The organism is Alteromonas sp. BMJM2, from assembly GCF_027257845.1.
Lineage (GTDB): Bacteria > Pseudomonadota > Gammaproteobacteria > Enterobacterales > Alteromonadaceae > Alteromonas.
The window spans coordinates 59,401-82,979 of the sequence record NZ_JAPVOT010000010.1 but is presented as its reverse complement, the minus strand read 5'-3'; the positions used below and the strand labels follow the sequence as shown (position 1 = coordinate 82,979).

17 protein-coding genes and 1 pseudogene are annotated in these 23,579 nt (G+C 44.9%); 7 read left to right on the top strand and 11 right to left on the bottom strand.

What is annotated here, in order from left to right:
• Nucleotides 1-16: 16 nt before the first annotated feature.
• The 3 genes from O9X84_RS12325 to hslU all read left to right on the top strand — a co-directional run bounded on the left by O9X84_RS12325 (nucleotide 17) and on the right by hslU (nucleotide 2,771).
• Nucleotides 17-631 carry an SPOR domain-containing protein gene (locus O9X84_RS12325; RefSeq protein WP_269520071.1) on the top strand — a complete coding sequence of 205 codons (615 nt, stop codon included), beginning with the start codon at nucleotides 17-19 and terminating at the stop codon, nucleotides 629-631.
• 145 nt (nucleotides 632-776) lie between these two features.
• The gene (hslV, locus tag O9X84_RS12320; RefSeq protein ID WP_269520070.1) at nucleotides 777-1,301 is read left to right on the top strand and encodes an ATP-dependent protease subunit HslV; all 525 of its coding nucleotides are present in this window, start codon (nucleotides 777-779) and stop codon (nucleotides 1,299-1,301) included.
• Between the two features lie 141 nt (nucleotides 1,302-1,442).
• Nucleotides 1,443-2,771 carry an HslU--HslV peptidase ATPase subunit gene (gene hslU, locus O9X84_RS12315; RefSeq protein WP_269520069.1) on the top strand — a complete coding sequence of 443 codons (1,329 nt, stop codon included), beginning with the start codon at nucleotides 1,443-1,445 and terminating at the stop codon, nucleotides 2,769-2,771.
• Between the two features lie 145 nt (nucleotides 2,772-2,916).
• Here hslU and O9X84_RS12310 read toward each other — a convergent pair whose 3' ends face one another.
• The 5 genes from O9X84_RS12310 to O9X84_RS12290 form a co-directional block, all read right to left on the bottom strand.
• Complete coding sequence (locus tag O9X84_RS12310; RefSeq protein WP_269520068.1) at nucleotides 2,917-3,873, bottom strand: ATP-grasp domain-containing protein; 957 nt, start codon at nucleotides 3,871-3,873, stop codon at nucleotides 2,917-2,919.
• A 219-nt stretch (nucleotides 3,874-4,092) separates the two neighbouring features.
• Entirely contained in the window at nucleotides 4,093-4,287 is a 195-nt protein-coding gene (locus O9X84_RS12305) for a hypothetical protein (RefSeq protein WP_269520067.1), read from the bottom strand.
• Between the two features lie 46 nt (nucleotides 4,288-4,333).
• On the bottom strand, nucleotides 4,334-4,645 hold the full coding sequence (locus O9X84_RS12300) for a helix-turn-helix domain-containing protein (protein ID WP_269520066.1): 312 nt from the start codon (nucleotides 4,643-4,645) through the stop codon (nucleotides 4,334-4,336).
• Nucleotides 4,632-6,941: a peptidase domain-containing ABC transporter gene (locus tag O9X84_RS12295; RefSeq protein WP_269520065.1), complete on the bottom strand. Its 2,310-nt coding sequence runs from the start codon at nucleotides 6,939-6,941 to the stop codon at nucleotides 4,632-4,634. The genes O9X84_RS12300 and O9X84_RS12295 overlap by 14 nt, the downstream gene beginning before the upstream one ends.
• Before the next feature lie 2 nt (nucleotides 6,942-6,943).
• Entirely contained in the window at nucleotides 6,944-8,197 is a 1,254-nt protein-coding gene (locus tag O9X84_RS12290; protein WP_269520064.1) for an HlyD family secretion protein, read from the bottom strand.
• Between the two features lie 543 nt (nucleotides 8,198-8,740).
• Between O9X84_RS12290 and O9X84_RS19650 the strand changes: the two are divergent.
• Both O9X84_RS19650 and O9X84_RS12285 read left to right on the top strand, forming a co-directional pair.
• Nucleotides 8,741-9,094, top strand: a pseudogene (locus tag O9X84_RS19650) (hydroxymethylglutaryl-CoA reductase); the annotation flags it as partial.
• A 36-nt stretch (nucleotides 9,095-9,130) separates the two neighbouring features.
• The gene (locus O9X84_RS12285; RefSeq protein WP_269520113.1) at nucleotides 9,131-10,285 is read left to right on the top strand and encodes a hydroxymethylglutaryl-CoA reductase; all 1,155 of its coding nucleotides are present in this window, start codon (nucleotides 9,131-9,133) and stop codon (nucleotides 10,283-10,285) included.
• 190 nt (nucleotides 10,286-10,475) lie between these two features.
• Here O9X84_RS12285 and O9X84_RS12280 read toward each other — a convergent pair whose 3' ends face one another.
• From O9X84_RS12280 to O9X84_RS12255, 6 genes are all read right to left on the bottom strand, one after another.
• The gene (locus O9X84_RS12280; RefSeq protein ID WP_442864537.1) at nucleotides 10,476-13,817 is read right to left on the bottom strand and encodes an amidohydrolase family protein; all 3,342 of its coding nucleotides are present in this window, start codon (nucleotides 13,815-13,817) and stop codon (nucleotides 10,476-10,478) included.
• Between the two features lie 406 nt (nucleotides 13,818-14,223).
• Entirely contained in the window at nucleotides 14,224-15,573 is a 1,350-nt protein-coding gene (gorA, locus tag O9X84_RS12275; protein ID WP_269520062.1) for a glutathione-disulfide reductase, read from the bottom strand.
• Nucleotides 15,574-15,919: 346 nt separating this feature from the next.
• Nucleotides 15,920-17,227, bottom strand: coding sequence for a response regulator (locus tag O9X84_RS12270; RefSeq protein WP_269520061.1), 1,308 nt, complete (start codon nucleotides 17,225-17,227; stop codon nucleotides 15,920-15,922).
• A 148-nt stretch (nucleotides 17,228-17,375) separates the two neighbouring features.
• The gene (locus O9X84_RS12265; RefSeq protein WP_269520060.1) at nucleotides 17,376-19,037 is read right to left on the bottom strand and encodes a sensor histidine kinase; all 1,662 of its coding nucleotides are present in this window, start codon (nucleotides 19,035-19,037) and stop codon (nucleotides 17,376-17,378) included.
• A gap of 10 nt (nucleotides 19,038-19,047) precedes the next feature.
• Complete coding sequence (locus tag O9X84_RS12260) at nucleotides 19,048-19,863, bottom strand: phosphate/phosphite/phosphonate ABC transporter substrate-binding protein (protein WP_269520059.1); 816 nt, start codon at nucleotides 19,861-19,863, stop codon at nucleotides 19,048-19,050.
• A gap of 26 nt (nucleotides 19,864-19,889) precedes the next feature.
• Nucleotides 19,890-20,450 carry a response regulator gene (locus tag O9X84_RS12255; RefSeq protein ID WP_269520058.1) on the bottom strand — a complete coding sequence of 187 codons (561 nt, stop codon included), beginning with the start codon at nucleotides 20,448-20,450 and terminating at the stop codon, nucleotides 19,890-19,892.
• Between the two features lie 341 nt (nucleotides 20,451-20,791).
• Here O9X84_RS12255 and prlC point away from each other — a divergent pair, with 341 nt between their 5' ends.
• On the top strand, nucleotides 20,792-22,828 hold the full coding sequence (prlC, locus tag O9X84_RS12250) for an oligopeptidase A (RefSeq protein WP_269520057.1): 2,037 nt from the start codon (nucleotides 20,792-20,794) through the stop codon (nucleotides 22,826-22,828).
• 8 nt (nucleotides 22,829-22,836) lie between these two features.
• Nucleotides 22,837-23,526 (top strand): DNA-3-methyladenine glycosylase I, encoded by a 690-nt coding sequence (locus O9X84_RS12245; RefSeq protein ID WP_269520056.1) that lies wholly within the window; start codon nucleotides 22,837-22,839, stop codon nucleotides 23,524-23,526.
• Nucleotides 23,527-23,579: the final 53 nt, after the last annotated feature.

The following is a 23,579-nucleotide window of genomic DNA, read 5'->3' as shown; positions in this document are numbered from 1 at the left end:
AGGAACATTGCCAACTATGGCTCAACGCGATTACGTGTCCCGTGGACGCTCACAAAAAAATAAAAAAGCGCCAAAAAAAGCGCCAGGCAATACCAATAGCCGTGCCAATAGTCGTGCCAATAGCCATGCGAGCAGCCGTCAGTCCAGTGCGCCAAGCTTACATACGCTTCCGGTTTTTAGGATTGCGATAATTATTGCCCTTGTCCTCGGCTTTGGTGTGTTTTTATGGTCAATTAAAGATAACGTTGAAGATGATGTGGATACCCAAGCTGCCCGTCCTGTCGCACCAACCGAAGAAGCCTTACCCAAGTTACCTGAAGAAGAGTGGGAGTACATTAAAACGCTTCCTGGCTATGAGGTAGAGGTAGATGTGCAGGCTCAAGAAAAGTCTGATAAGCGCTATCTTATGCAGTGCGCGTCGTTTAGAACCCGTGCCCAAGCGGAAGAAATGAAAGCGAAAATCGCATTTCAAGGTTTAGAGGCGCTCATCCGTCAAAGTACGGGAAGTAACGGAGACTGGTTCCGCGTTATTTTAGGTCCGTTTGAATCTAAACGAGATGCAGAAAAAGCGAAGCACAGCCTTCGCAAAGTCAATATTGCCACCTGTCAGATTTGGTATTGGAATTTATAATAGATAAATCAGGTAAGCGTACAAACCCTCCAGCCCCTTGAAATTATAAACCGTCCCCCCACTTAAGGTTTATAGAATTGATAAGTTGCTGCCGCTCAGGTTCTATCTAAGCGGCATCAACTCCCAGCCAAAACGGGGAATTAACGTGACAACGATTGTATCTGTACGACGTGGAAATCAAGTGGTAATGGCCGGTGATGGTCAGGTATCACTAGGAAATACTGTGATGAAAGGCAATGCGCGTAAAGTGCGCCGCTTGTATCACGACAAAATATTAGCTGGGTTCGCTGGTGGTACCGCCGATGCATTTACCCTGTTTGAACGTTTTGAATCTAAGTTAGAGGCGCATCAGGGCCATTTAACAAAAGCGGCCGTTGAGCTGGCCAAAGACTGGCGAACCGACAGGGCGCTTCGAAAGCTTGAAGCCCTGCTCGCCGTGGCCGATGAGACCGCATCGTTTATTATTACTGGTAACGGCGATGTGGTTCAGCCAGAAAACGATCTCATTGCTATAGGCTCTGGTGGTAACTACGCCCAAGCCGCGGCAACGGCTATGTTAGAAAACACCGAATTGAGTGCAAAAGACATCGCGGAAAAGGCGTTGACCATTGCAGGTGATATTTGCGTATTCACTAACCATAGCCAAACGGTTGATGTTCTAGACTACTAAGTTAATAGCGTACTAATTTATCAGCATAGTAGTGCACTAGACTGGCAGTAACGAAGCTGTTGCTACTTTTTAACTGCGCGAACCGATACGTCGGTGCTTTCATCGCGCGCAGACTAAGCGTGTTTATATAAGGGTTTATTCATGTCTGAAATGACACCAAGAGAAATTGTTCACGAGTTAGACCGTCATATTATCGGTCAACAAGATGCCAAGCGTGCTGTATCTATTGCGCTTCGCAACCGCTGGCGCAGAATGCAGCTAGAGCCTGAGCTACGTCAAGAAGTGACGCCTAAAAATATTCTTATGATTGGGCCAACGGGCGTGGGTAAAACTGAAATCGCTCGCCGTTTGGCTAAGCTTGCCAACGCACCTTTTATTAAGGTAGAGGCGACAAAGTTCACCGAAGTGGGTTATGTAGGTAAGGAAGTCGAAACCATTATTCGCGACCTTGCCGATATCGCCGTGAAGATGACGAAAGAAAACGAAATGAAGAAAGTGAAATTCCGCGCTGAAGAAGCTGCTGAAGATCGCATTCTAGATGCTTTGTTACCACCACCAGAAGACGCATGGGGTAACAAGGAAGAAGTAGAAGACCGCGGTACACGTCAGGCATTTCGTAAAAAGCTTCGTCAGGGTGAGCTAGATGACAAAGAGATAGAAATTGACGTTGCGCTTCCACAGGTGGGTGTAGAGATAATGGCACCTCCTGGTATGGAAGAAATGACAAACCAGCTTCAAGGTATGTTCCAAAACTTGTCTGGTTCGCAAAAGAAAAAGAAAAAGCTGAAGATTAAAGACGCGTTTAAATTGCTGATTGAAGAAGAGGCGGCGCGCTTAGTTAATCAAGAAGACTTGAAAGAAAAAGCCATTGAGTCGGTAGAGCAGCACGGCATTGTATTTATTGACGAAATTGACAAGATTTGTAAGCGTGAAGGCAACAATTCTGCCGACGTGTCGCGAGAAGGCGTACAGCGAGACCTGCTGCCTCTTGTTGAGGGTTCTACGGTATCAACAAAGCACGGTATGGTAAAAACGGACCACATTTTGTTTATTACCTCTGGCGCATTCCAAATGAGCAAGCCCTCGGATCTTATTCCTGAGCTTCAAGGCCGTTTGCCCATTCGCGTTGAATTATCGGCACTGAAAGTGGGTGATTTTAAGCGTATTCTTACCGAGCCAAGTGCGTCACTTACTCAGCAGTATATTGCGCTAATGAAAACTGAAGGGGTGACTGTGACCTTCGACGACTCTGGTATTCAGCGTATTGCAGAAGCGGCGTGGCGAGTTAATGAACGCACCGAGAACATAGGCGCTCGTCGTCTTCACACAGTGCTAGAGCGTTTAATGGAAGATATCTCCTATGATGCATCGGAGAAAAGCGGCGAATCATTTGTGATTGATGCTGATTACGTTAATAGCCACCTAGAAACATTAGTAGATAACGAAGACCTTTCACGCTTTATTTTGTAATTAACGCAAAGGCCTGCCAATAGACCTAACGAGAAACATAACAAAAACCCAGCTGCTAGCAGCTGGGTTTTTTTGTTGGGTCTTTAACTATCACAGGCTAAACACATGCCTGCGAACGGGTAAGCGTTACTACAATGTCAGCAATTTACATGGTCAACAAGTTTACCAGTCTACCTGTGATGTCTAAGCCAGTGTCGCGCTCTACTTTTAGGTAAAAAGGGCTCGGGTTGGCTTCTAAGAAAAAGTAAGTGTCTTTGTTGGTCTTGCGCCAATCAATAGCGCACCAATACATGCCAAGTGCTTTGCATATTCTTACCGCTAAGCGTTTGATATCTTGGGGTATCACTGTAATTACCGGCGTTGCACCATCGTCGTTTCTGTAATCTAACTCATCTGAGTCGATACGCACACTCACCACTTCATTACCTAGCACGTAGCTTCTAATGTTCGTCCCACTTATATACTTTTGAAAGGTAACGGGACGCTGCGATAGCAAGGTTGTCAGCAACGGCCGAAGATGTTCTGTTTTATTGACAAGCTGAGCAACTTTGCCACCGCGTACGGGTTTGTAAACTATCTCCTGCAAATTACTGCAAAACTGCGCAGCAGCCTCAGGCGCGTTGCCCACAAACGAATAGGGGATCTTCGCTCCTTGCTGGGACGCAATAGTCAACTGCATGGGTTTGCACTGATGCGAGCGAACTGCGTCTATAGAGTTTACCCATCTGGTGCCATGGTATGTGAACCAGCATAAAAGTGTGCTCGACAACTCTTGTTCAATCCACATGGCTTGTGCAGCGTTTTGTTGCAGGTTTTTAGGTCCTGAAGAAGTATCAGATATCCCTGTCATTGTCTTCGTGGGAATATACTGGTGCCAGTAAACCGCTTTGATTTCTGAAAACATCACTCGTTGTTTTGACTGACTTTGAGACGGCGCAAAATGTAAATATCCTTCGTTGCTGTCTGGGTCAAAGCTAATGCTCCACTGGCTACCAAAATAGGCAGTATTAGCAATGAAATAGGGTGTGTTTTGTTGGGTAAGCGCGCTCGCCAAATGAATGAGCTGCGGGTCGTTCTCATCGCCAATAAGTCCAATGTACATGCGATTTCCTTTTTGCATGAAAAATGTAAAAGCGCTGAAAAAATTTCGTGCATTACGCCCGTTTTTTGCGTCGATACCTGCGTTAATATTCGTGCATTAAAGAGCGGCATTTAACTGCAGCAATCAAGTGTAGCAAATGACTGCATAATTCAGCGCATTGGTTGCTGCCTAGCTGCGCTTACAACAACTTGAACGCAGTTAGGCAGATATTACGTAGGGCTAGGCAAGTATATCCGGTAAGGTTCCGCCGCCTTCACCAATAGCCATGGTGATATAAACCGGCTCCTTATAAACCGGCGGGCTGGGTAAATTAAAAGTGGGTGGTTTTACACCGACTCCTTCATATGTCCGGCCGCCTGATACAACAAATAGTTGCTCTTCTGCTAGTGTTACGGCTTGTTGTTGGTCTTTCATTGGTTACGCTCCTTGTATTAGCGTGGTTTAAAATGAGGTCGTCGCGCTAGTGCGAGACAACTTCGCGGTAAAGGGTTCTGAAGCAGCCAGCGATAAGTGCAGTCCGACTGGTGATATTGAGCTTTTTATAAATATTGGCGCAGTGAAATTTTACCGTTCGCTCACTGATAAACAGCTGATCTGCAATCAGCTTGTTCGAGCATCCCCCCATTATTTTGTGAACAACCTGAAGCTCGCGTTTTGACAAACATTTTATTGGGATAAGCGTGCCGCTTGACGTGATACCTTGGGCCTCAACTTGCATTCGCTCAGATTCGGTCATAAGGGCGTTATTTTCTCTTACTTCATGTATTTTCATCGGTGTTCTCCATGGGATTTTCTATAGGCGTTATTTCTTCAGTTGGGGGTGGTAAACGTTGCAAATTGGTATGCGTTAAACGGTAAACAGTATCTGCAATAGCGATAGATTGAGGGCGGTGCGCAACAATGATTCGGGTGATATTTAGCGCTTTAAGGTGGCGATTAATTTTTTCCTCGTTATCCATATCCAGATGGCTACTTGCTTCATCTAAAAATAAAATGTCTGGGCATTGGTAAAGGGCTCGAGCTAGCAATAGGCGCTGTTTTTGCCCGCCGCTTAAACTACTTCCCATATCTCCCACCAATGAGTGATATTGCATGGGCATCGCCGCTATTTCATCGTGAATACAGGCTAGCTGAGCGGCGTGAATAATCTGCTCTAAACGCGGCGTTTGGGAAAAACAGCTGATGTTATCTGCGATACTGCCGTTTAGCAGCGTGTCTTCTTGTAACACCGACGCTATTTTGCAGCGTCCGTGCTGTTGAGTGTGATGCTGGTGGATAACATTACCTTCACTGACTGCATAAAGCCCCATTAGACATTTGATAAGCGTGCTTTTGCCACAGCCACTATCACCGGTAATGGCAACAATATCGCCGCGGTGTACTACCAAATCGATGTGTTTAAAAACAGGGTCGCTTGCCTTGCTGTATTGAAAGTTGATGCTTTTTGCTTCAAGCGCTATCCCCTTGCTTGTGCCAGCAGATGAGCCTTTCGATGTGTCGCTGGTGCATCTCGACATTTCAGCCTCGGCGGTTTTTACATCAGCAGATCGAGAGTGAACTATTGTTTCTGGCTTTTGAAAATCATGATTATTAAAACTGGGGCTTTGGGACTGCAGGTTATAAGAAGAAAGCTCCGGGGGCGTTCTACGCGAGTGAGCGGCGGGTTTAGTTAATACGATATCGCCTAAGCGTGTAAAGTGAACGCTCAACATTTTAAATTCAATAATGCTATTAATGACACCATCTACCGCGCCGGTAAAACGGGTTTTATAAGCAATAAAGGCCAATAGCATCCCAATGCTCATAGTGCTATCAATGACTAGCAGAGCGCCAAGGTAAATAACAGCGAGATTCTCTAAACCAAACATGGCTTTATTAACAGCGTCAGTGCCAATGCTGAGTTTGCCAAGGCTAATATCTTTGTTTAGCGTAGCCACGAGCTTGTTTTGCCAATGACTGTGGCGCTGTACCTCTTGGTTGTAAACCCGAATGGGTAAAATACCGCGCATACTTTCAATGAAATGACTTTGCTCCGTTGCTGCTAGGCCAATTCTTTCTGTAGTTAGACGTTTCATGAACGAGAGCACACCGAGGCGACAGGCTATGTACAGCGTCATTATTGCAACCACTAACGCGGTAAGCTTTATTGAATACACCGCCATTACAACCAAGGTGATAACGGCGAGTAAGCCATCGAGTAAGGCGGTTACCACCCCAGTAGTTAAAAACTCTCTTATTTGTCCTAGTGAGCTAAATCGAGAGACAACATCTCCCACATGTCGTTTGGCAAAATAGTCTAAAGGTAGCGAGAGGAGGTGCTTAAAAACAGATGCGGAAAGCTGCAGCTGCAAGCGCATAGACACAGATAATACGAGTAGCTTGCGCAATACGTAGGTGAAGATTTCAATGACTAACAATAAGGCAAAGCCAAGCGCTAAGGCGTTGAGAAGCGCACCGTTGTTGTAAACCAGCACATCATCTACCACGGTTTGCATATAGTAGGGGCCGGCTAGTACAAACAATTGTAATAAAATAGATAAGGTAATAAGCGTTAACAGGTTTCTCTTAAAGCCTGTAGCGTTGACGAAAAAGTTTTTTAAAGTTAGCGTAGGTGGAGTACTTACAGGCGTAAAGCTGTCTGCAAGAGATACTTCAAGGGCGATACCAGTAATTGACTTAGACGCTTCGCTTAAGGTTAATGTGCGCTCGCCCTGAGCAGGATCGTTGACGATAACTTTGCTTTTGTCCACATAAGTTAATACTACGAAATGCTGCATATCCCAATGCAAAATGGCGGGGCAGGTTAGCTGTCGCAAATGCTCTATTTCAATTTTTAGAGCGCGACATTGAAGGCCTACATGTGCGCCAATATTCATAATATCAAGCAGTGTGCAACCGCGCATAGACACCGACAGAGTTTGCCTCAGGTGGTTAAGATCCCGCTTGTCGCCATAAAATTGCGCAATCATATTGATACACGCTAAACCACATTCTGCCGCTTCGCTTTGCAATACAAGGGGGACTCTCCGCCTTGTGAAAAGCGAAAGATTAAGTGCTTGTGTGAGCATGCTCATAGCCTCCCTGATAGACTATAAAGGGGCTCTAACAACCACTCTAAAAGCGAACGTTGGCTCAACTGAATGTCAGCAGAGAAGGTCATTCCTGCTTTCAATTGAATTTGCTCACCATAAGCAACAAGGGTTTCGCTTATAAGTTCGGCAGTGACTAGATAAGCAGGCTCATTCGTCATCACTGGGGCATTGTTTAATTCTCCAGGCAGTATTAATGTTTTAGAAATTCGAAGAATACTGCCCGACTGCATGCCAAATTTTTGATAGGGAAACGCATCGTAGCGAATGTTGAGTGTCTGTCCTTCGTCAATAAATCCAGCAGAGTGAACGGGCACTAACATGTGAGCCTGCATTGAAGAAAATGGTGGCACCAACGTCAGTAGTAAGTCATTATTTTTGATGTCGTAGCCAGGTTTTATATGCAGGCCTGATACTATTCCGTCTTGAGGCGCGTAAATAGTCTTCTCGCTGGTGCTGTTATGAGTCATTATTTGGTGATTCAAATCGCTCAGCGCATTTTGATAGTTCGCCAGCTCATTTTTTTGCTGCAAGGGTAACGAGGCTCGCTGCTGAGTTAACGACAGTGTTGTATTGTTGGCAGTATTGAGGTTTTGAAGCGCATGTTTTAACTGCTGCTCGCTGGCTAACTTTCTTAATTTTTGTTCTTGATAGTCAATATGGCTTACGTGGCCGTCATGATAAAGCGATTCGGTTTTTTCGAAATGAGTAAGCGTTACCTCATACTGAGAGCGGGAAATGTCAGCAATATCGTTAAATTCTACCTGCTCTTTTTTTGCATGAGAAAGTGACACGTCAAGCTGTTGTAATGCTGCGCTTTGAATAGCGTGCAGTCGCTGGATAATATCCTGGGTTCTTTTTCGCTTTCCTTCGAGCTCGTTAAGAAGCCTTTCATTGATAGGGGCGCCAAGTGTACTCTTACCACCATAGCTTATTGTTAACAGCGATGTACCGCTTTCAACATATTGACCCTCTGCAACAAAGACATCTGATACCTGTCCTTTACGCGGCTCGGCGTAGAGTTTATATACACCGCCATGAGGTTCTAACCACCCCTGAACCGAGGTTTTTCTAGCGTAGCTACCTTGCATGAGGAAAACAATAACCACCAGCATCCACGTTACCAGCATAGCGGCAAGAATCATAAAGACTGGTTTTGGTGTCATTAATAGACGACCGGTAATGGCCGTCGACTGATGTCCAATTGCTTCCTTTCGAAATAATCCCTTTCTCATTATTGCTCCTTTTTCCCTACACCTATGTGTATTAAGCAGGGCATATTCTTTGTCATTATTTAACTGAATACGCTTTGGTAAAAGGTATCTGGCTGTCTCTTCCGTGCAGACGTTTTATCCCTGGCATCGCAGTCCTTGATGCCTCCCTTGTTGCTACCAGATACCTTCTAGTCATCGTTGTTGCGACGACACAGAAACTTTAGGTGATTGATGAGAGGTGTGTCATTTAGCTAAAGCCCAAGGTTTTGAAGGCCAGTAAAGATGCGGGCTTGGCTCAAATTTGAAAAGCGTGGCGCAAAAATAGATAAGAAAATGTACAAAAAGTGGCAAAGATTGACCTACATTAAATAATAAGTAGTCATCGTTCTGTATAAAGAATGTGCTATAAAAACATCGGGGGGTTGCAGAAACCTATGAAGCAGCCTGAGAAAATGCCTAGGAAGCCCCCAACAAAATGAAAAAGAATGAAAAATAAAAAGTAGAAAATACACACGAAAGAGTTAAACAAGAAAAAGAAAACGTATACGCTAATAAGGAAGTCTCATGTTTGTGCCCAGCATATTATTAAAACAACTCTACACACGCGCTAGTCTCTCCAAAACCAATACTGGATTGTCGTTCTCGCTTAAAAACAGGTTAAAAGACGCAACCATTGAAAAGCTACATTGGGTTTCTTTAGATGGAGAGAAAATTCCAGAGGATAAAATTTCACTTCAACTTACTCACGATACGTTTTTACCTGCAGCTGAACTTAATCAATCTGACGGTAGGCCCTTCGCGCTTAGACAAACCATCACGCTACATTTAGATATCGAAAAAGACGCGTGTCCTGAAAAGCGAAAGCTCGGTATCTGCTTTTCTGCATCTCCGTTTGGAAAGTTGAAGTTTGAGGTAGAGGACAATATTACGTTAGCTGGGCAACGCAGCGCGCATATTCCTCGCGATGACTTGGACGATTATGGCGAGTCTATTATTAAAACTCGTCAGCAGTATTTTGAGAGTGCCACCGGTAATAAGGTTAATCATGTAGGGAAGTATTCTATCGACCCTAATGATTTGAAAGGCAACATCGAACACTTTATTGGCGTAGCTCAAGTGCCAATTGGTATTGCAGGACCTGTAAAAATAAATGGCGAGCACGCAAAAGGTGAGTTTGTTGTACCTTTAGCAACCACAGAAGGAACCTTGGTGGCCTCGTATAATCGAGGTATGAAGTTGTTAAACATGAGCGGCGGCATAACTGCTACCGTTGTTGACGATGCCATGCAGCGCGCGCCTGTGTTTATATTTGAAAATGCCCGAGGTGCAAGAGACTTTGTAAAATGGGTCCAGGAAAATATTGAAAAAATTCGTGAAGAAGCCGAGGCCACGTCCAGTATTGCTAAGCTGACTTATATTGACCACTTTCTGTCTAACAAATTTGCCTTCCTTCGCTTTAACTACCGTACGGGCGATGCAGCTGGCCAAAACATGGTGGGTAGAGCTACATTTGCTGCTTGCGGGTGGATACTGGACCACTACGAAGGTATTGAGAATTTCTATTTGGAATCGAATTTCGCCACCGATAAAAAAGCATCACAAATTAATATTATGCGTACCCGAGGTAAGCGCGTAACTGCTGAGGCCACCATTAAGCGTGAGCATTTGTTAGAGGTGATGCGGGTTGACCCTAAACAAATTGATTATCATGGCCGAGTGGCGGGTGTAGGCTCATTCTTATCTGGCGTAAACAACACTGGCCTGCATTCACCCAACGGTATCACTGCAATGTTTATCGCCACGGGGCAAGACGTGGCCAACGTGTCCGAGTCATCAGCAGCAATTATGTACTCAGAATTAACTGAAGAAGGAGACTTGTATGTCTCTATTACCATACCGTCGTTAATTGTGGCTACCTACGGAGGAGGCACGGGCATTGGAACGCAAAGAGAATGTTTGGAGTTGCTTGATTGCTATGGCCGCGACCGCGTGTATAAGTTCGCAGAAATTGTTGCATCGGTAGTATTGGCAGGTGAGATATCACTGGCATCGGCCATTAGCTCGTCAGACTGGGTATCGTCTCACGAGCAGTATGGACGTAATAGATAGCGTACGGTTGTGACCAATGGTGAAAGTAAATAGGCCTGCTTTAAGCCAGTTGAGTATTTTCAACTTGTGTTGATAAATAATAAAAAGCCAGCGATGAGAGGTATCAACTCATTCATCGCTGGCTTTTAAGTGTTACACATTATGACGGGCTCTTTAGCCCGTCTGTTGGCGCTAATTACTGCTCAGCAGTTTAATGCTCCCAATGAAAGTGGTGCGCTTTGGCTTCAACCGCATCGGCCGTTGCTTGTGGCATAAAGGTGGCGTTATCTTGCTCGAAAAAGAAAGGTTTACGCTTCTTCTTGCTGCCTACTTCATTCATCGTTGCCGACTCGTACACGCGACCGTTTAGCACGGTATATTCAACATACTCACTCTTTTTAATGTCGCTGAGTACATCGCCATCTATTACCACTAAGTCTGCTAGTTTTCCGGCTTCAATACTGCCGAGATCCTTAGACATACCTAAGTGTTTGGCACCATCAATAGTACCACCGCGTAATGCTTCCCAAGGAGTAAAGCCGCCTTGTTGCATTATCCATAGCTCCCAGTGAGCGGCCAAACCTTCACGCTGTCCGTGAGCACCAATATGTACGCTTACTCCATTGTCGCGAAGCTCTTTAGCGTAGCTAGCCACGTTTTGGTGGTTATATTGATTTTCTGGTGCACTAGGTCTGCGAATAGCACGTCTATCTAATATGGTTGATGGGGTATAACGCAGTAATCGCGGATTTTTCCACACCTCTGTTTTGTCGTACCAGTATTCTTCACCCATCATTCCGCCATAAGACACAACAAAAGTGGGTGTGTAACCAAACTCTGTGGCTTTCCAAAGCTGAGTTACGTCGCTGTACCCTTTTTCCACCGGTAGGCTGTGCTCTAAACCTGTATGGCCATCAACTAGCATGGTTAGGTTTTGCTGGAACTTACCGCCGCCCTCAGGCACTACCATCATTTCTTGGTTCTTAGACGCCCATAATACCTGTTGACGTTGGTCACGACGTGGCTGGTTATAGCTTTTGACTGAAATCGCGCCCGCTTCTTTTAAGCGCTCAACGTGGAAGTAAGCATCGTCATAATCGTTAATGATGGCTTTGTATCCTAGTCCTTCTGCGCCATATAAAATGGTGCCGGTAGAGTAAATACGTGGCGCTACAATTTTACCTTTGCGCTGTAGCTCAGACGCTGCAAATATTTCAGTAGTGTCGTTTGACGGATCGTGAATGGTGGTGACACCAAAGGACACATTCGAGTACTGACTCCAGTTTTGTTGTGGAATGATTTCATTTCTTCCCTGGGAACCGTGAGCGTGAGCATCAATAAGACCTGGAATAATGGTTTTTCCGCTGGTATCAATTTGCATCGCGTCGGCAGGGATCTCGATGTCGCTGCGCTTGCCGACAGCTTCAATGCGGTTATCTTTAATAAGCACAACGCCATCTTCTATCACTTCCTGCGTATTGTCAGCGTCGCGCATAGTAACCACTTTGCCGCCTACCAGTGCTTTATACCCTGATGGTTTGTCAGCGTCGGTTGAGAACGATAGGTCCATTCCCTGTGCCACTGGCTCTGGTAGTGTGTCTGAGGCTCCGTCAACGAAGGCGAAGGCTTCATCAAGAGAGCGCTTAAACAACGTCGGGCCGTTAAACCAGCTTAGTGTTTTATTGTCAGGCGACCACGTTAGGTACTCTCCAGCACGGCTTGAAAGCTGTGTTACTGGTAGTGAGGTCATGTCTGGACCAATGGTAATTTTCTTACCATTATCGACGAACGGCGCCACATACGTTTTGAACTGATAGACAAAGGCAATCCACTTTTTATCGTGAGAAAGTTTGTACTCACTTACCTTAGTGCTGCCGTATAGATGAGTTCTCTTATCGTTGCCCTTAAGGTTTACACTAGATAGTTGCGTTTCGTAATAGGCTTCACCGCCTGCAGACTCAGTAAAGTAAACCCGTTCGTCACCGCCTGCAAAGTGGGCATTATACCCACCGTCGGTCACCTTATTGACGGTGTCTTCTTCAAGGTCGGCCACATAAATGCCAGGCTCTACAGAGTATTTAGGGTTAAGCAAATAGCCACCCGTAAATTTGCGAAACAGCACTTTTTCTCCATTTGCGGAGAATGATGGCTCAATGTAATGGCCCGGTTGTTCGGTAATGACTTTGCCTTTACCGCCTCTCGCTGACACTACCCGAACGGTACCTAAATCTTGGTCGTCCCACGTGGTATACACCACTTTTTTACCGTCGTTAGAAAAACGTGGGTAAAACTCGTCGTGGTCGCTTTGTTTGGTTAAACGCTTAATGTTGCCCGACTTCACGTCGCGAACGTACAGCTTACCTAGCGCCTGAAATAAAACGGTTTTGCCATTGGGTGACATTTGAGACCAGCGGATCATATTGACATCAAACTTGTCTGGAGCTACGTCTACGTCGAAACGCAGGGCGTCAGCATATTTCACTTTGGCGTCTACGCTAATTTCAATCGTTGATGTGCTTTTGTCAGCAACATCGATGGTGTGGAACTTTCCGCCTGTCCAATACACGATTTTCGAGCTATCGGGCATCCAGTCGAAATACGCAAAGTAGCCCTCAGAGCCAAAGCCTTCTTGCATATCTCTTTCAAGTTCTAGTGTGAGGGGCGTTTCAATACCCGTTTTAACGTCTTTTATAAACAGAGCAGTTCTGTCTTTCACGCGGCGAACAAACGCAATGTATTTACCATCTGGTGACGGAGTAGGGACAACTGCACCGCCAGTGCCGCTTATGTAACGGCTTTCTTCACCGGTTTCACGATCAAAACGGGTAATGGCAAAGATACCTTCTAGCGGGTCGCGATTGTATTCAAAGCGGCTGCCAGGAACGGTATTTTCTGTGAAGTAGATGTATTTGCCGTCATGAGAAAAAACAGGGTCAGCAATATTTTGCTGGTCACGCTTTCCGCTGTTTCGCGCTTTAATTTGCAGGCCGTCACCGCCTGACTTGTGATACATCCAAATCTCGCCCGCAGGAATACTGCGACTCGACATAATCCCTTTTGTTACCACAAGGTATTCGCCATCAGGGCTCCACTTAGGAGAGTGAATAAGGTTGTTCTTCTCACTAGTCACTTGATGAAGGTTTTCGCCATCGATATCCATAACCCACACATTACTTAGGCCATCGCGGTCTGAGATAAAGGCAACGTGCTTACCGTCTGGCGATATAGAAGGATGAATATTCCATGCAAAGTCTTGAGTAAGTGGCGACGCATCACCGCCATTGATATCAACTTTATATAGATCGCCAAGCATATCGAAAACCATAAACTTGCCGTTAGGTGCCACATCTAGGCTCGACCACGTGGTTTCAGTGGTGCTTATTGCCACTTCATTAAGTGCATAAGGCGGGTTATTAACATCCCAGTTTTCCACATCGTAGCCGTTTTCTTCTTTACTCTGAGACATTGCTTCCTGTGCAAAGGTAGGAGCAATGCCTGATGCCAACATCGCTGTTGCGATGAGACTCAGTGATAATTTTTTCATTGTATTTATTTCCAACTTTTTAATGTCGTTAGCTTTTATAGTGTGCGTGTTGTTGTTTCTTTTTCGTCAGGCCCGTAAACAAGAACAGCATTGGTTGTTGATATCATACGTTACAACATAAACGTTATATAAACATAACGCGACTAGTCGCTTTCAATAAGTGATGAATGCCAGTTAACATTATATTTACGTTGTTTGTAAGAAGAAACAGAGTGGATAAAGAGTAAGGCTGATTTTTTTAGCTCAAAAAAAGGCCGCTTAATCTCAAATGCGGCCTACGGTTTATATTTTACAGCAATTGCGACCTATTGAAGGTCACAGTTGCTGATTAAGCTATGAATTCAAGTTAAGAGCTCAAGCCCAATGCCTAATTCCCAAGCCCAAAGCCCAGAACCCAGAACCCAGAGCCCAGAAATTAGGTCATAGTAACGAATTCTTCGCTACTGGTAGGGTGAATAGCGACACAGGCATCAAAGTCAGCTTTTGTTGCGCCCATTTTTATGGCCACTGCGAAACCCTGTAATATTTCATCCATGCCGTGTCCAATACCGTGCAGGCCAACCACTTTTTCATCTTTACCGGCGCAGATAAGCTTCATCTTTGTCATTTGGCGATGACGGGTTACGGCGGTGTACATAGATGCAAAGCTTGACGTGTAAGTTTTAATATTGTCTTCGCCGTGCGCCTCAATGGCTTCTGGCTCTGTCATTCCAATCGTGCCGATAGGTGGGTGGCTAAACACCACCGTTGGGATAAGTGAATAGTCCATATGCGCATCTTTTTGCCCGTTAAACAGACGCTCACTGAGCAGTCTGCCAGCTTTTATCGCAACGGGAGTTAGCTCTGCTTCACCGGTAATGTCACCCACGGCGTATACATTTTTGGCCGTGGTGTTTTGGTATTTATCCACTTTCACCGTACCGTCATCACTAAGCTCAACATCGGTATTTTCCAATCCGATTTTATCGGTAGATGGCTCACGACCAATGGCCCAAATTAAGCAGTCTGCTTTTAACTGTTCGCCGTTGGTTAACGATATCGTTAGCTCACCATCGTCAGCTTTTTCCACTTTTTCAACACTGGCGAAGGTATGTAGTTTACAGCCTTCGGCGTTTATCATATCAACCAATGTTTCGTGAATAATAGGGTCGAAGTTTCTCAGTGGTGCATGTTTTCTCACTACTAGGTGAGATTCTGTACCTAACGCATGAAGTACACCTGCCAATTCAACACCAATGTAGCCAGCACCCACAACGACTGCGCGCTTAGGCTGCTCTTTTAGGGCAAAAAAGCCATCTGAGTCGATGCCGTACTGCGCCCCTTCGATATCTGGAATAGAAGGGCGGCCGCCTACTGCAATAGTAATGTGGTCTGCCGTAATTTTTTCACCATTCACTTCAATCGTATTGTTATCGATAAACTTAGCAAATCCGTGAATTAGAGTTACGTCGTTAGCTGTTAGCACGCGATCGTATGAGGCATGAATGCGTTCAATGTACGCTTGGCGACTTGCAATTAGGCCATCCCAGCTAAAGTGATTGACTGAAACATCAAATCCATATTCTGGCGCATAGCGGTGCACGGCTTCTGCAATTTGTGCCCCGTACCACATGGCTTTTTTAGGAACACAGCCCACGTTTACACAGGTGCCACCAATATCCTTTGCTTCGATAATTGCCGCTTTTTTGCCGTGCTTTGCTGCGCGATTAGCCGATGCAATGCCACCGCTACCGCCGCCAATAGAAATATAATCAAAATGTTTCATACAAAAGCCTTTTAAATTGTTAGAGCCAATTCTTATTTTCCCATTCTCACATGAATTCTACTGTAACGACATACGAAATAGCATCGCCAGCGGCAATAATGCGATTAATCGCAAGCAATACCTGTAACTATGCGTATTGAGCACACATCAACCACAAGCCTTTACTGCTAAAAATGTCCGTACTCTTTATTGTGTCACCTTGATGCAGAACCACTATACCTGCGATAACACGCCGCAATTACGAACCTTTTAAGTCTCGTTGAGTAGGTAATTATCTATGAGGACTGGTATAACAAGTGCGCTAGTCGCTAATTATTAGCGGCTAGCGCACCTTCTTAAAGAGAAACTACTGTCTTGTAGTCTCAGAATTGCTTTCTGGTTCTATTTGAATGCTAAATGCTTTACCGCGCTCTTTTTCAAATTGCTGTAGTTTTTGAATGGTTGCACGGTTAAATACGTGGCCTTCAGGCAAGATGAGTATATGACTGTCGTTATACAAGTTTTGAGCCAGCTGCATCCCTTCTTTTAACTGAGCGGCCTTCATTGTGGTATCGAGAAGGGTAGAGGTGCCAATATCCTCGGCACTTAATAATAAGTCAAGAAACTCACCGTCGTAGCGGGTGTTTCTGTGTTTTTTCATTTCTGCTTTGGCGTCTCGAGGCAGCATTTCTACACCGCTCATTCTGCCGGTGACCAAACGCCAGTAGTCCCTTGCAATCGCCAATATTCGCGCTCCCACAGGGATCTCTTTCGCCACCTTATTGTAAAGGCCTGAACCATTGTAGTGCTCAAACTGAAACTCGATGATATCTGATATGGGCTGAAGCTCTTCGGCTGGAGCGAGAATAAGCGCAGCTTGTTTGGTTTGCGATAAGTAATTCTGTTGCTGTTGATATTTCAGCTTAGCAAACGGCTCGGCAAAATCTTCTACCAGCAAACCCAATTGACCGAGTTCGCATATGAGCCCCGCATACTTTACCTGTTTGATATCACTTTTCTCTAACTGTGCAATACGGGCAATCTTTGCCGCAAGTTCGCTCACTTCAATGGCAAACTTACCGTTGATATGGGGGTTGATACTGATTACGTTGAACAGCACTTGCTCCATGGCCTGGTTGTGCTTCTCAATCTTATTTAGCGCAAATTTTATTTGACGGGTTCTTTTTTGAACCACACTTTCAAGGGACGTATTAATGTCTTTGAGCTTTTTGTTCTGAAGACGAGTCAGCTTTTGCAGCCGCGTATTTTCTTCTTTAAGCTTAACCCGTTCTAGCCCTTCATTGATAACTGAAATGAGCTCTTGGTTATCCCATGGCTTTTGCAAATAGCGATGAATTTTACCTTGGTTTACGGCTTTGATTGTAGACTCGATATCGGCGTAGCCGGTGAGAACCACTCTAAAGGTGTCAGGATAGTTTTTAGCGACTTGCCCTAACAGTTCAGCCCCTGACATTTGCGGCATTTTCATATCCGAAATCACCACATGGACAGTCTGCTTTTCCATCAGCTCTAGGGCTTTTGAGCCGCCATCAGCGAGCAGCAAATTAATATCCATGGTAAACAGAGCACGTTTTATCGCGCGCAATATATTGGGCTCGTCATCGACAAATAAGACAGTGTATGTCACCGGCTTTTCTGGGGTAGGTGCTGTCATAAAAAACGTAATCCTGTTAAAACGCTGCCTCTCACTATGTAAGCATTGCACTGCCTACGTTGAGTCTTTCTTTATATAGCGACAATTACTCAATATCGTAACCAAATATTACTACCTTGACTGTTAGTCAATAGGCTACCCAAGGTAGCTAGGTTTCCGGTTCGTCACTTTTATCTTTCACAATGGGTAGTGCCAATGTGAACTTACTGCCTTCATTTTCTTGGCTTGTAACGCTTAAGCGACCGCCATGCTCTTGTGCTATTCCAAACGAAATAGACAATCCTAACCCAGTACCTTGCCCTTCTGGCTTGGTAGTGAAAAATGGATTAAACAGCTTATCTAAATTATCTTGAGGAATACCGCACCCAGTATCTTCCACTCTTAACTCTACAAAATCGCCAGCGACGACTGTGGAGATAGTGACTCTTCCATGTATACCTGTGCTTTCTACCGCTTGTCCTGCATTGATGAGCAAATTCGTCACTACTTGTGAGATTTTGCCGATATTCATCGTCACCGCAGGCACGTTGCCTAATTTGGTTTCTACACTACATACATACTTTAGCTGGTTATTAACCATGGCCAATGTGGTGCGTACGCAATCGTTAATGTTGTGTAACTGCACGCCATCGCTATCTACCCGAGAGAAGAGTTTTAGCCCTTTCACTATTTCTGCAACGCGATGAAGCCCCTCGGTGGAGTCATTGAGTAAATCGCTAATATCTTCATTAATAAATGCCATATCTTTATCAATGATGTTTTGCTTTATATCGGTAATGAGAGCTAATCGCTGAGCCTCATCATCGCTATTTAGTAGCGTGGTGACCTGCGCGAATAACATTTGATAGGTGGCAATATAGTCGTTTAACGTTGATATGTTGCTACTCACAAAGCCAACAGGGTTGTTTATCTCATGAGCAACACCGGCAGCTAATTGACCAACGGAAGCCATTTTCTCTGCTTGCAATAACTGCACCTGTGCCTCTTTGAGGTTTGTGTTTGTGTCTTCAAGCTCCATGTTCTTTTGATTTAGCTTTGCCGTTCTGTCACGTACCTTGTCTTCAAGCAGGGCGTTGAGTTCTTTAAGCTCATCTTCAAAACGCTGCCGCTGGCCGTGCTCTTCTCTTAAGCGCTCCACTAAATGGTTAAAAGCTTCAGCTAAATCACTGAGTTCGTCTTTACCGCGAACCTCGATAAGGATATTTTGATAATGATTATTCTCAATGGCTTCGCCAAGATGTTTAGCACCAGTGTGAAGTGATTGAAGCTGTCTCATTAAGTAAGAGCCAAGTAAATAAGACAACAATCCAACAAGTACAAACTCAAGCACCGCTAGGGTGAGCGTCCAGCTTCTCACCCGCGACACCGAGTCTGTCACCGAAGCAATATTTAACCCCATTTCCACATGGCCGTAGAGTGTGTCGTTCACCAAGATGGGAGCCCGAGTGTCGTAAATGCCATCGTCGGTGTGTGAGGCCGAGGTGTCCTCGTTAAACGTGTTCTGCAAAGCGATTGAATCGCCTTTTTCAACAAATACTCTGTTGTTTTTGTCTTTAACCCTTACGTAAGCAATATTGGGGTTGGTGAGTATTTCTGTAACATCAGCATCAAGAGAGGAAAGGTCGTAACTTAAAAATGCATTTTTAGTGGTAGAGACAAACAGTGCCGCGCTTGTGCTTGCAGATTTTTCAACGCTGCTATCAACTAGGTCGTTTAAAAATTGAAAAATAGTGACCACTAAAACAATAAGCAGTATGGCGGTTATTGATACTACGCCTGTGATGGTTTTTGTTCGCAACGATAATCGCACAGTTAGTCCTTTAACTATGGGGCCGAGATAGTGATGATATGCCAAGTTCACGGACATCATCCCAATGAGAATCATCGGCTTCAACAAAGCCGTTCATACCCAAGTTCTTCAGTACATCGGCGCTACTGGCATCGCTGGAAATCGAGATTAACGCGTTGAGTATAGATTGTCTTTCATCCTCACTCAGCCTTGGGTGTGTAGCAATAGCGTGAGGAGTATAAAGAGGGCTTTCCCACAATATTTTTAACGCTTGTTGGGCTGGAGATGACTGCAGCGTTCTATAAATTCCACCGCCAGCGATAAAAAACTGTTTTTCTACATTCAAATAAACGGAATCGTGGGAGTTTACATAGCGAGGAACAAAAGCAATATTTTCGTTTCGTAATTTGGCGCTCGTGACTATGCTTGCGGCAAAGGCAGCCGGTGCTGGAAATACTAGCTCGGCCCCGTTTAGTTCGGACAAAGACTGAATGCCGCTGTCTTTGTGCACAAAAATAATGCCCTGCAAGCGTTTATCTTTTTGTTTTGCGAGGGCTTGGTAACCCACCGACGAATTAAAAACGACAAAATGAAACGGATTCATGTAAGCAATATCGTATTCGCCATTCGCTAAGTTAGCTTCAAAGGAGGGGATATCTTTGGCCGTGTGAAAATCGATAGTGAGGCCGGTGTAATCTTCGATGTAGTCAAAGAGAGGCTGCCACGACTTCACCATTTTTTTTGCAGACTGTTGAGGAACAACGCCAAAGGTGAGGGTTTTCGATTGTACTCCATGCGGTAGCATCAGTATAAAAGCGGTGCACATTGCACATAATATTCTACACATGAAAACGCTCCTTATGCTCTCTTGTCCTACATCGACATAAACTGCTCGAGTACCATGGTGAGATCGTGGTTAGAAAATGGCTTTTGAAGTGATGCATCAGCCCCTATTTCTAAGGCACGTTCAAGGCTAATATCATCAAGTGCAGAAATAACAACGATTTTTAAATCTTTGTATTTGCTTTGCTCACGTGTGAAATCGATCACGCTGTATCCATCCATTCCCGGCATACTCAGGTCGAGTGTCATTACCTTAGGCTCATACTGACTAAGCATTATGCCCGCTTGGAACCCGCCGGTAGCAATGTAGCTGTCGAATCCGGCTCTGCGTGCTACCCGTTGAATTGACTTGGCAACGGGCATTTCATCATCGACAATAAGTATTGAAGGTGTTGCGTCACCCTTCAGTGAGGCGGGGATGGGCATGTCGTGACGCTCTAAAAACTCAATGAAATCTTCAACGAGCACACGATTATTCCCTCGGCCGGGAAGCTTGAAGCCTTTAAGTTTACCGTTTTCTATCCATCTGATTACGGTACGCAAATTAACATCGCAGTATGATGCTATTTCGCCCGATGTAAGTGTCTTCATAGTTTCGCCTTTTTCATATCCCAGTGAATTATAGCGTCATGCGCAGGGAAGGCAAAGTAGACAAAAGATTTAAATGTGACATTAGTGACATTTCAGTTTATGGCGACTGAGACACCAGCAAAAGTGCGCTTTGTCACTGATAATAGCTTTTGATCTTCGACTAAAAAATAGTTGTACTTACAGGTTAAGTCAAATCACTAACCAAGCATGGCATGATACAGCGAAGTGTGGCGGTATTGTTTAGACGAAGCTTGGGTAAGAATGAATGTTGTTTTTCGATGAAAAACCCCCACCTTATTTATAACTAAGATTATGCATACAACGATAAGAGTAAATATATTATGACGACCCCAGCAATTGAATTAGTCGACGGTTTACCTATATTTTCTGGCATTGAAGCCAATTCGATAAAACCAGCCGTTGAGCGTGCTATTGAGGCCTGCAAAACAGAAATTGACGATGTAGTCGCGTCTAAAGATTATTCTTATCAAAATGTGGTGCTTCGTCTAGAAGAAGTTGACGACCGACTTAGCAAAATATTTTCACCAGTTTCACACATGAACAGTGTGGTTAGTAGTGATGAGCTGCGAGAGGCCCACGATGCCTGCTTACCATTATTGTCAGAATATGGCACATGGGTTGGGCAGCATGAAGGTCTGTTCAATGCCTATGTAGCGCTACAAAATTCAGAAGAGTTCAGCAGCCTAGATGATGAACAACAAAAAGTAGTTGAAAACGCGGTTAGAGATTTTACGCTGTCTGGCGTGGCCTTACCTGATGCGCAAAAGAAGCGCTTTGCAGAAATACAGGCAAAGCTAAGTGAATTGTCTTCTACGTTTTCAAATAATGTGATGGATGCCACCATGGGGTGGACCAAGCATGTTAGTGATAAAAGTGTGTTAGAGGGTATGCCAGAGTCTGCCTTAGAAGCGGCAGCGCAGGCTGCCCATCAAAAAGATCTTCAGGGCTATTTGTTCACGCTAGATATTCCATCTTATCTTCCTGTGATGCTGTATGCCGATAACCGTGATTTGCGTGAGGAAATGTATCGCGCGTATTCAACGAAAGCGTCTGATCAAGGGCCTAACGCGGGCAAGTGGGACAATACCGATATCATTAAACAGATACTAGCGCTTCGCACTGAGATTGCTGAACTGCTGGAATTTTCAAGTTACGCTGAGCGTTCGCTAGCGACTAAAATGGCGGACTCTACCGAGCAGGTCATTGGTTTCTTGCGCGATTTAGCGGCTAAGTCGAAGCCTCAGGCAGAGCGAGAGTTAGACGAAGTAAAAGCGTACGCCCGCACCACGCACAATGTGACTGAGTTAGCATCTTGGGACCTACCTTATTACAGCGAAAAGCTGAAGCAAGAGAAATACACAATCTCAGATGAAATGCTGCGCCCTTATTTCCCAGAAGACAAAGTGCTGTCCGGGTTATTTGATGTGGTTCACAAACTTTATGGCCTATCGATTGTCGAGCAGCCTGGTGTAGATACCTGGCATGAAGATGTGCGCTACTTCACTATTACTGATGAAGCAGACGTGCTTCGCGGAAGCTTCTATTTAGATTTGTATGCACGAGCGAAAAAGCGCGGCGGTGCGTGGATGGATGAATGTCGCGTGCGTCGCGAAATGAGCAATGGCGAACTGCAGCTTCCTGTCGCCTACTTAACGTGTAACTTTAACGCGCCCATTGGCGATAAGCCTGCTTTATTCACCCACGATGAAGTGGTAACGCTTTTCCATGAGTTTGGTCACGGCATCCACCATATGTTAACCAAAATGCGCGTGGCGGGTGTATCTGGTATCAATGGCGTACCGTGGGATGCGGTAGAGCTACCCAGTCAGTTTTTAGAGAACTGGTGCTGGGAAGAAGACGCACTTAACTTCATTTCTGGACACTATGAGACTGGCGAGCCATTACCGGCAGACCTACTAGAACGTATGTTAGCAGCCAGAGACTATCAATCTGCCATGCAGATGGTCAGACAGTTAGAGTTCAGTTTGTTTGACTTCTTACTTCACAGTGAAAAAGGCAGCACCGTTGACGTGCAAGGTGTGCTCGATAGTGTAAGAGACGAAGTGGCCGTATCTGTACCACCCTCTTTCAACCGTTTCCAAAATGGATTTGGTCATATTTTTGCGGGTGGATATGCAGCGGGCTACTACAGCTACAAGTGGGCTGAGGTATTATCCGCCGATGCTTACAGTAAGTTTGAAGAAGACGGTATTTTCAATCGTGAGACCGGAAAAGCCTTTTTGACAAATATTTTAGAAATGGGTGGAAGCAAACCGCCAATGGAGCTATTTATCGCGTTTAGAGGCCGAGAGCCTAAAGTGGATGCATTGCTGCGTCACAGTGGGATAAAAGGATAACACACGCTATGGCTGAATCGTTTCACTCTATATATCAGCGAGCGTGTGAGCGAAAAGGCGGAAAAAGGGTGCTTGAAGCTATGCTTCACGCACCCTTGTCGGCTTCTGAAGTGGCTACTATTCCGGACGATCGCTTTTTGGCCGCAATGACGAAAAAAGTGTTTCAGTCGGGGTTTGTGTGGCGAGTTATCGAAAATAAGTGGGACGACTTTGAAACGGTTTTTTTTAACTTCGATATCGACAAAGTATTGTTGATGCCTGATGAGATGCTGGAGCAAAAAGCATCTGATAAACGCATAGTAAGAAATTATAAAAAAGTCATGACCGTGAGAGATAACGCCATCATGATTAAAGATGTGTCGTTAGAATACGGAAGTTTTGGAAAGTTTGTGGCGTCTTTTGGTCCTGAAAACATCACCGAGCTTTGGGCTTTTTTGAAAAAACGAGGCGCACGGCTTGGCGGAAATACTGGGCCTTATACACTTCGTTCCTTAGGTATTGATACCTTCTTGTTGTCCCGTGACGTGGAAGATTATTTACGTAAAAACGATATTGTGGACGGCGGCCTTACCTCGAAGAAAAGCCTTAGGGCAGCGAATGATACGTTTGCCAATTGGCATAAAGAAAGTGGCCGGTCTTTGCAAGAAATTAGCACTACGGTGGCATTCAGCTGGGGTACGAATTCACGGGTGCGTTAAGGCTTTAGCTTACCCTCACAATCCTATACACTTCAGTTTTGTGAAATACAGTT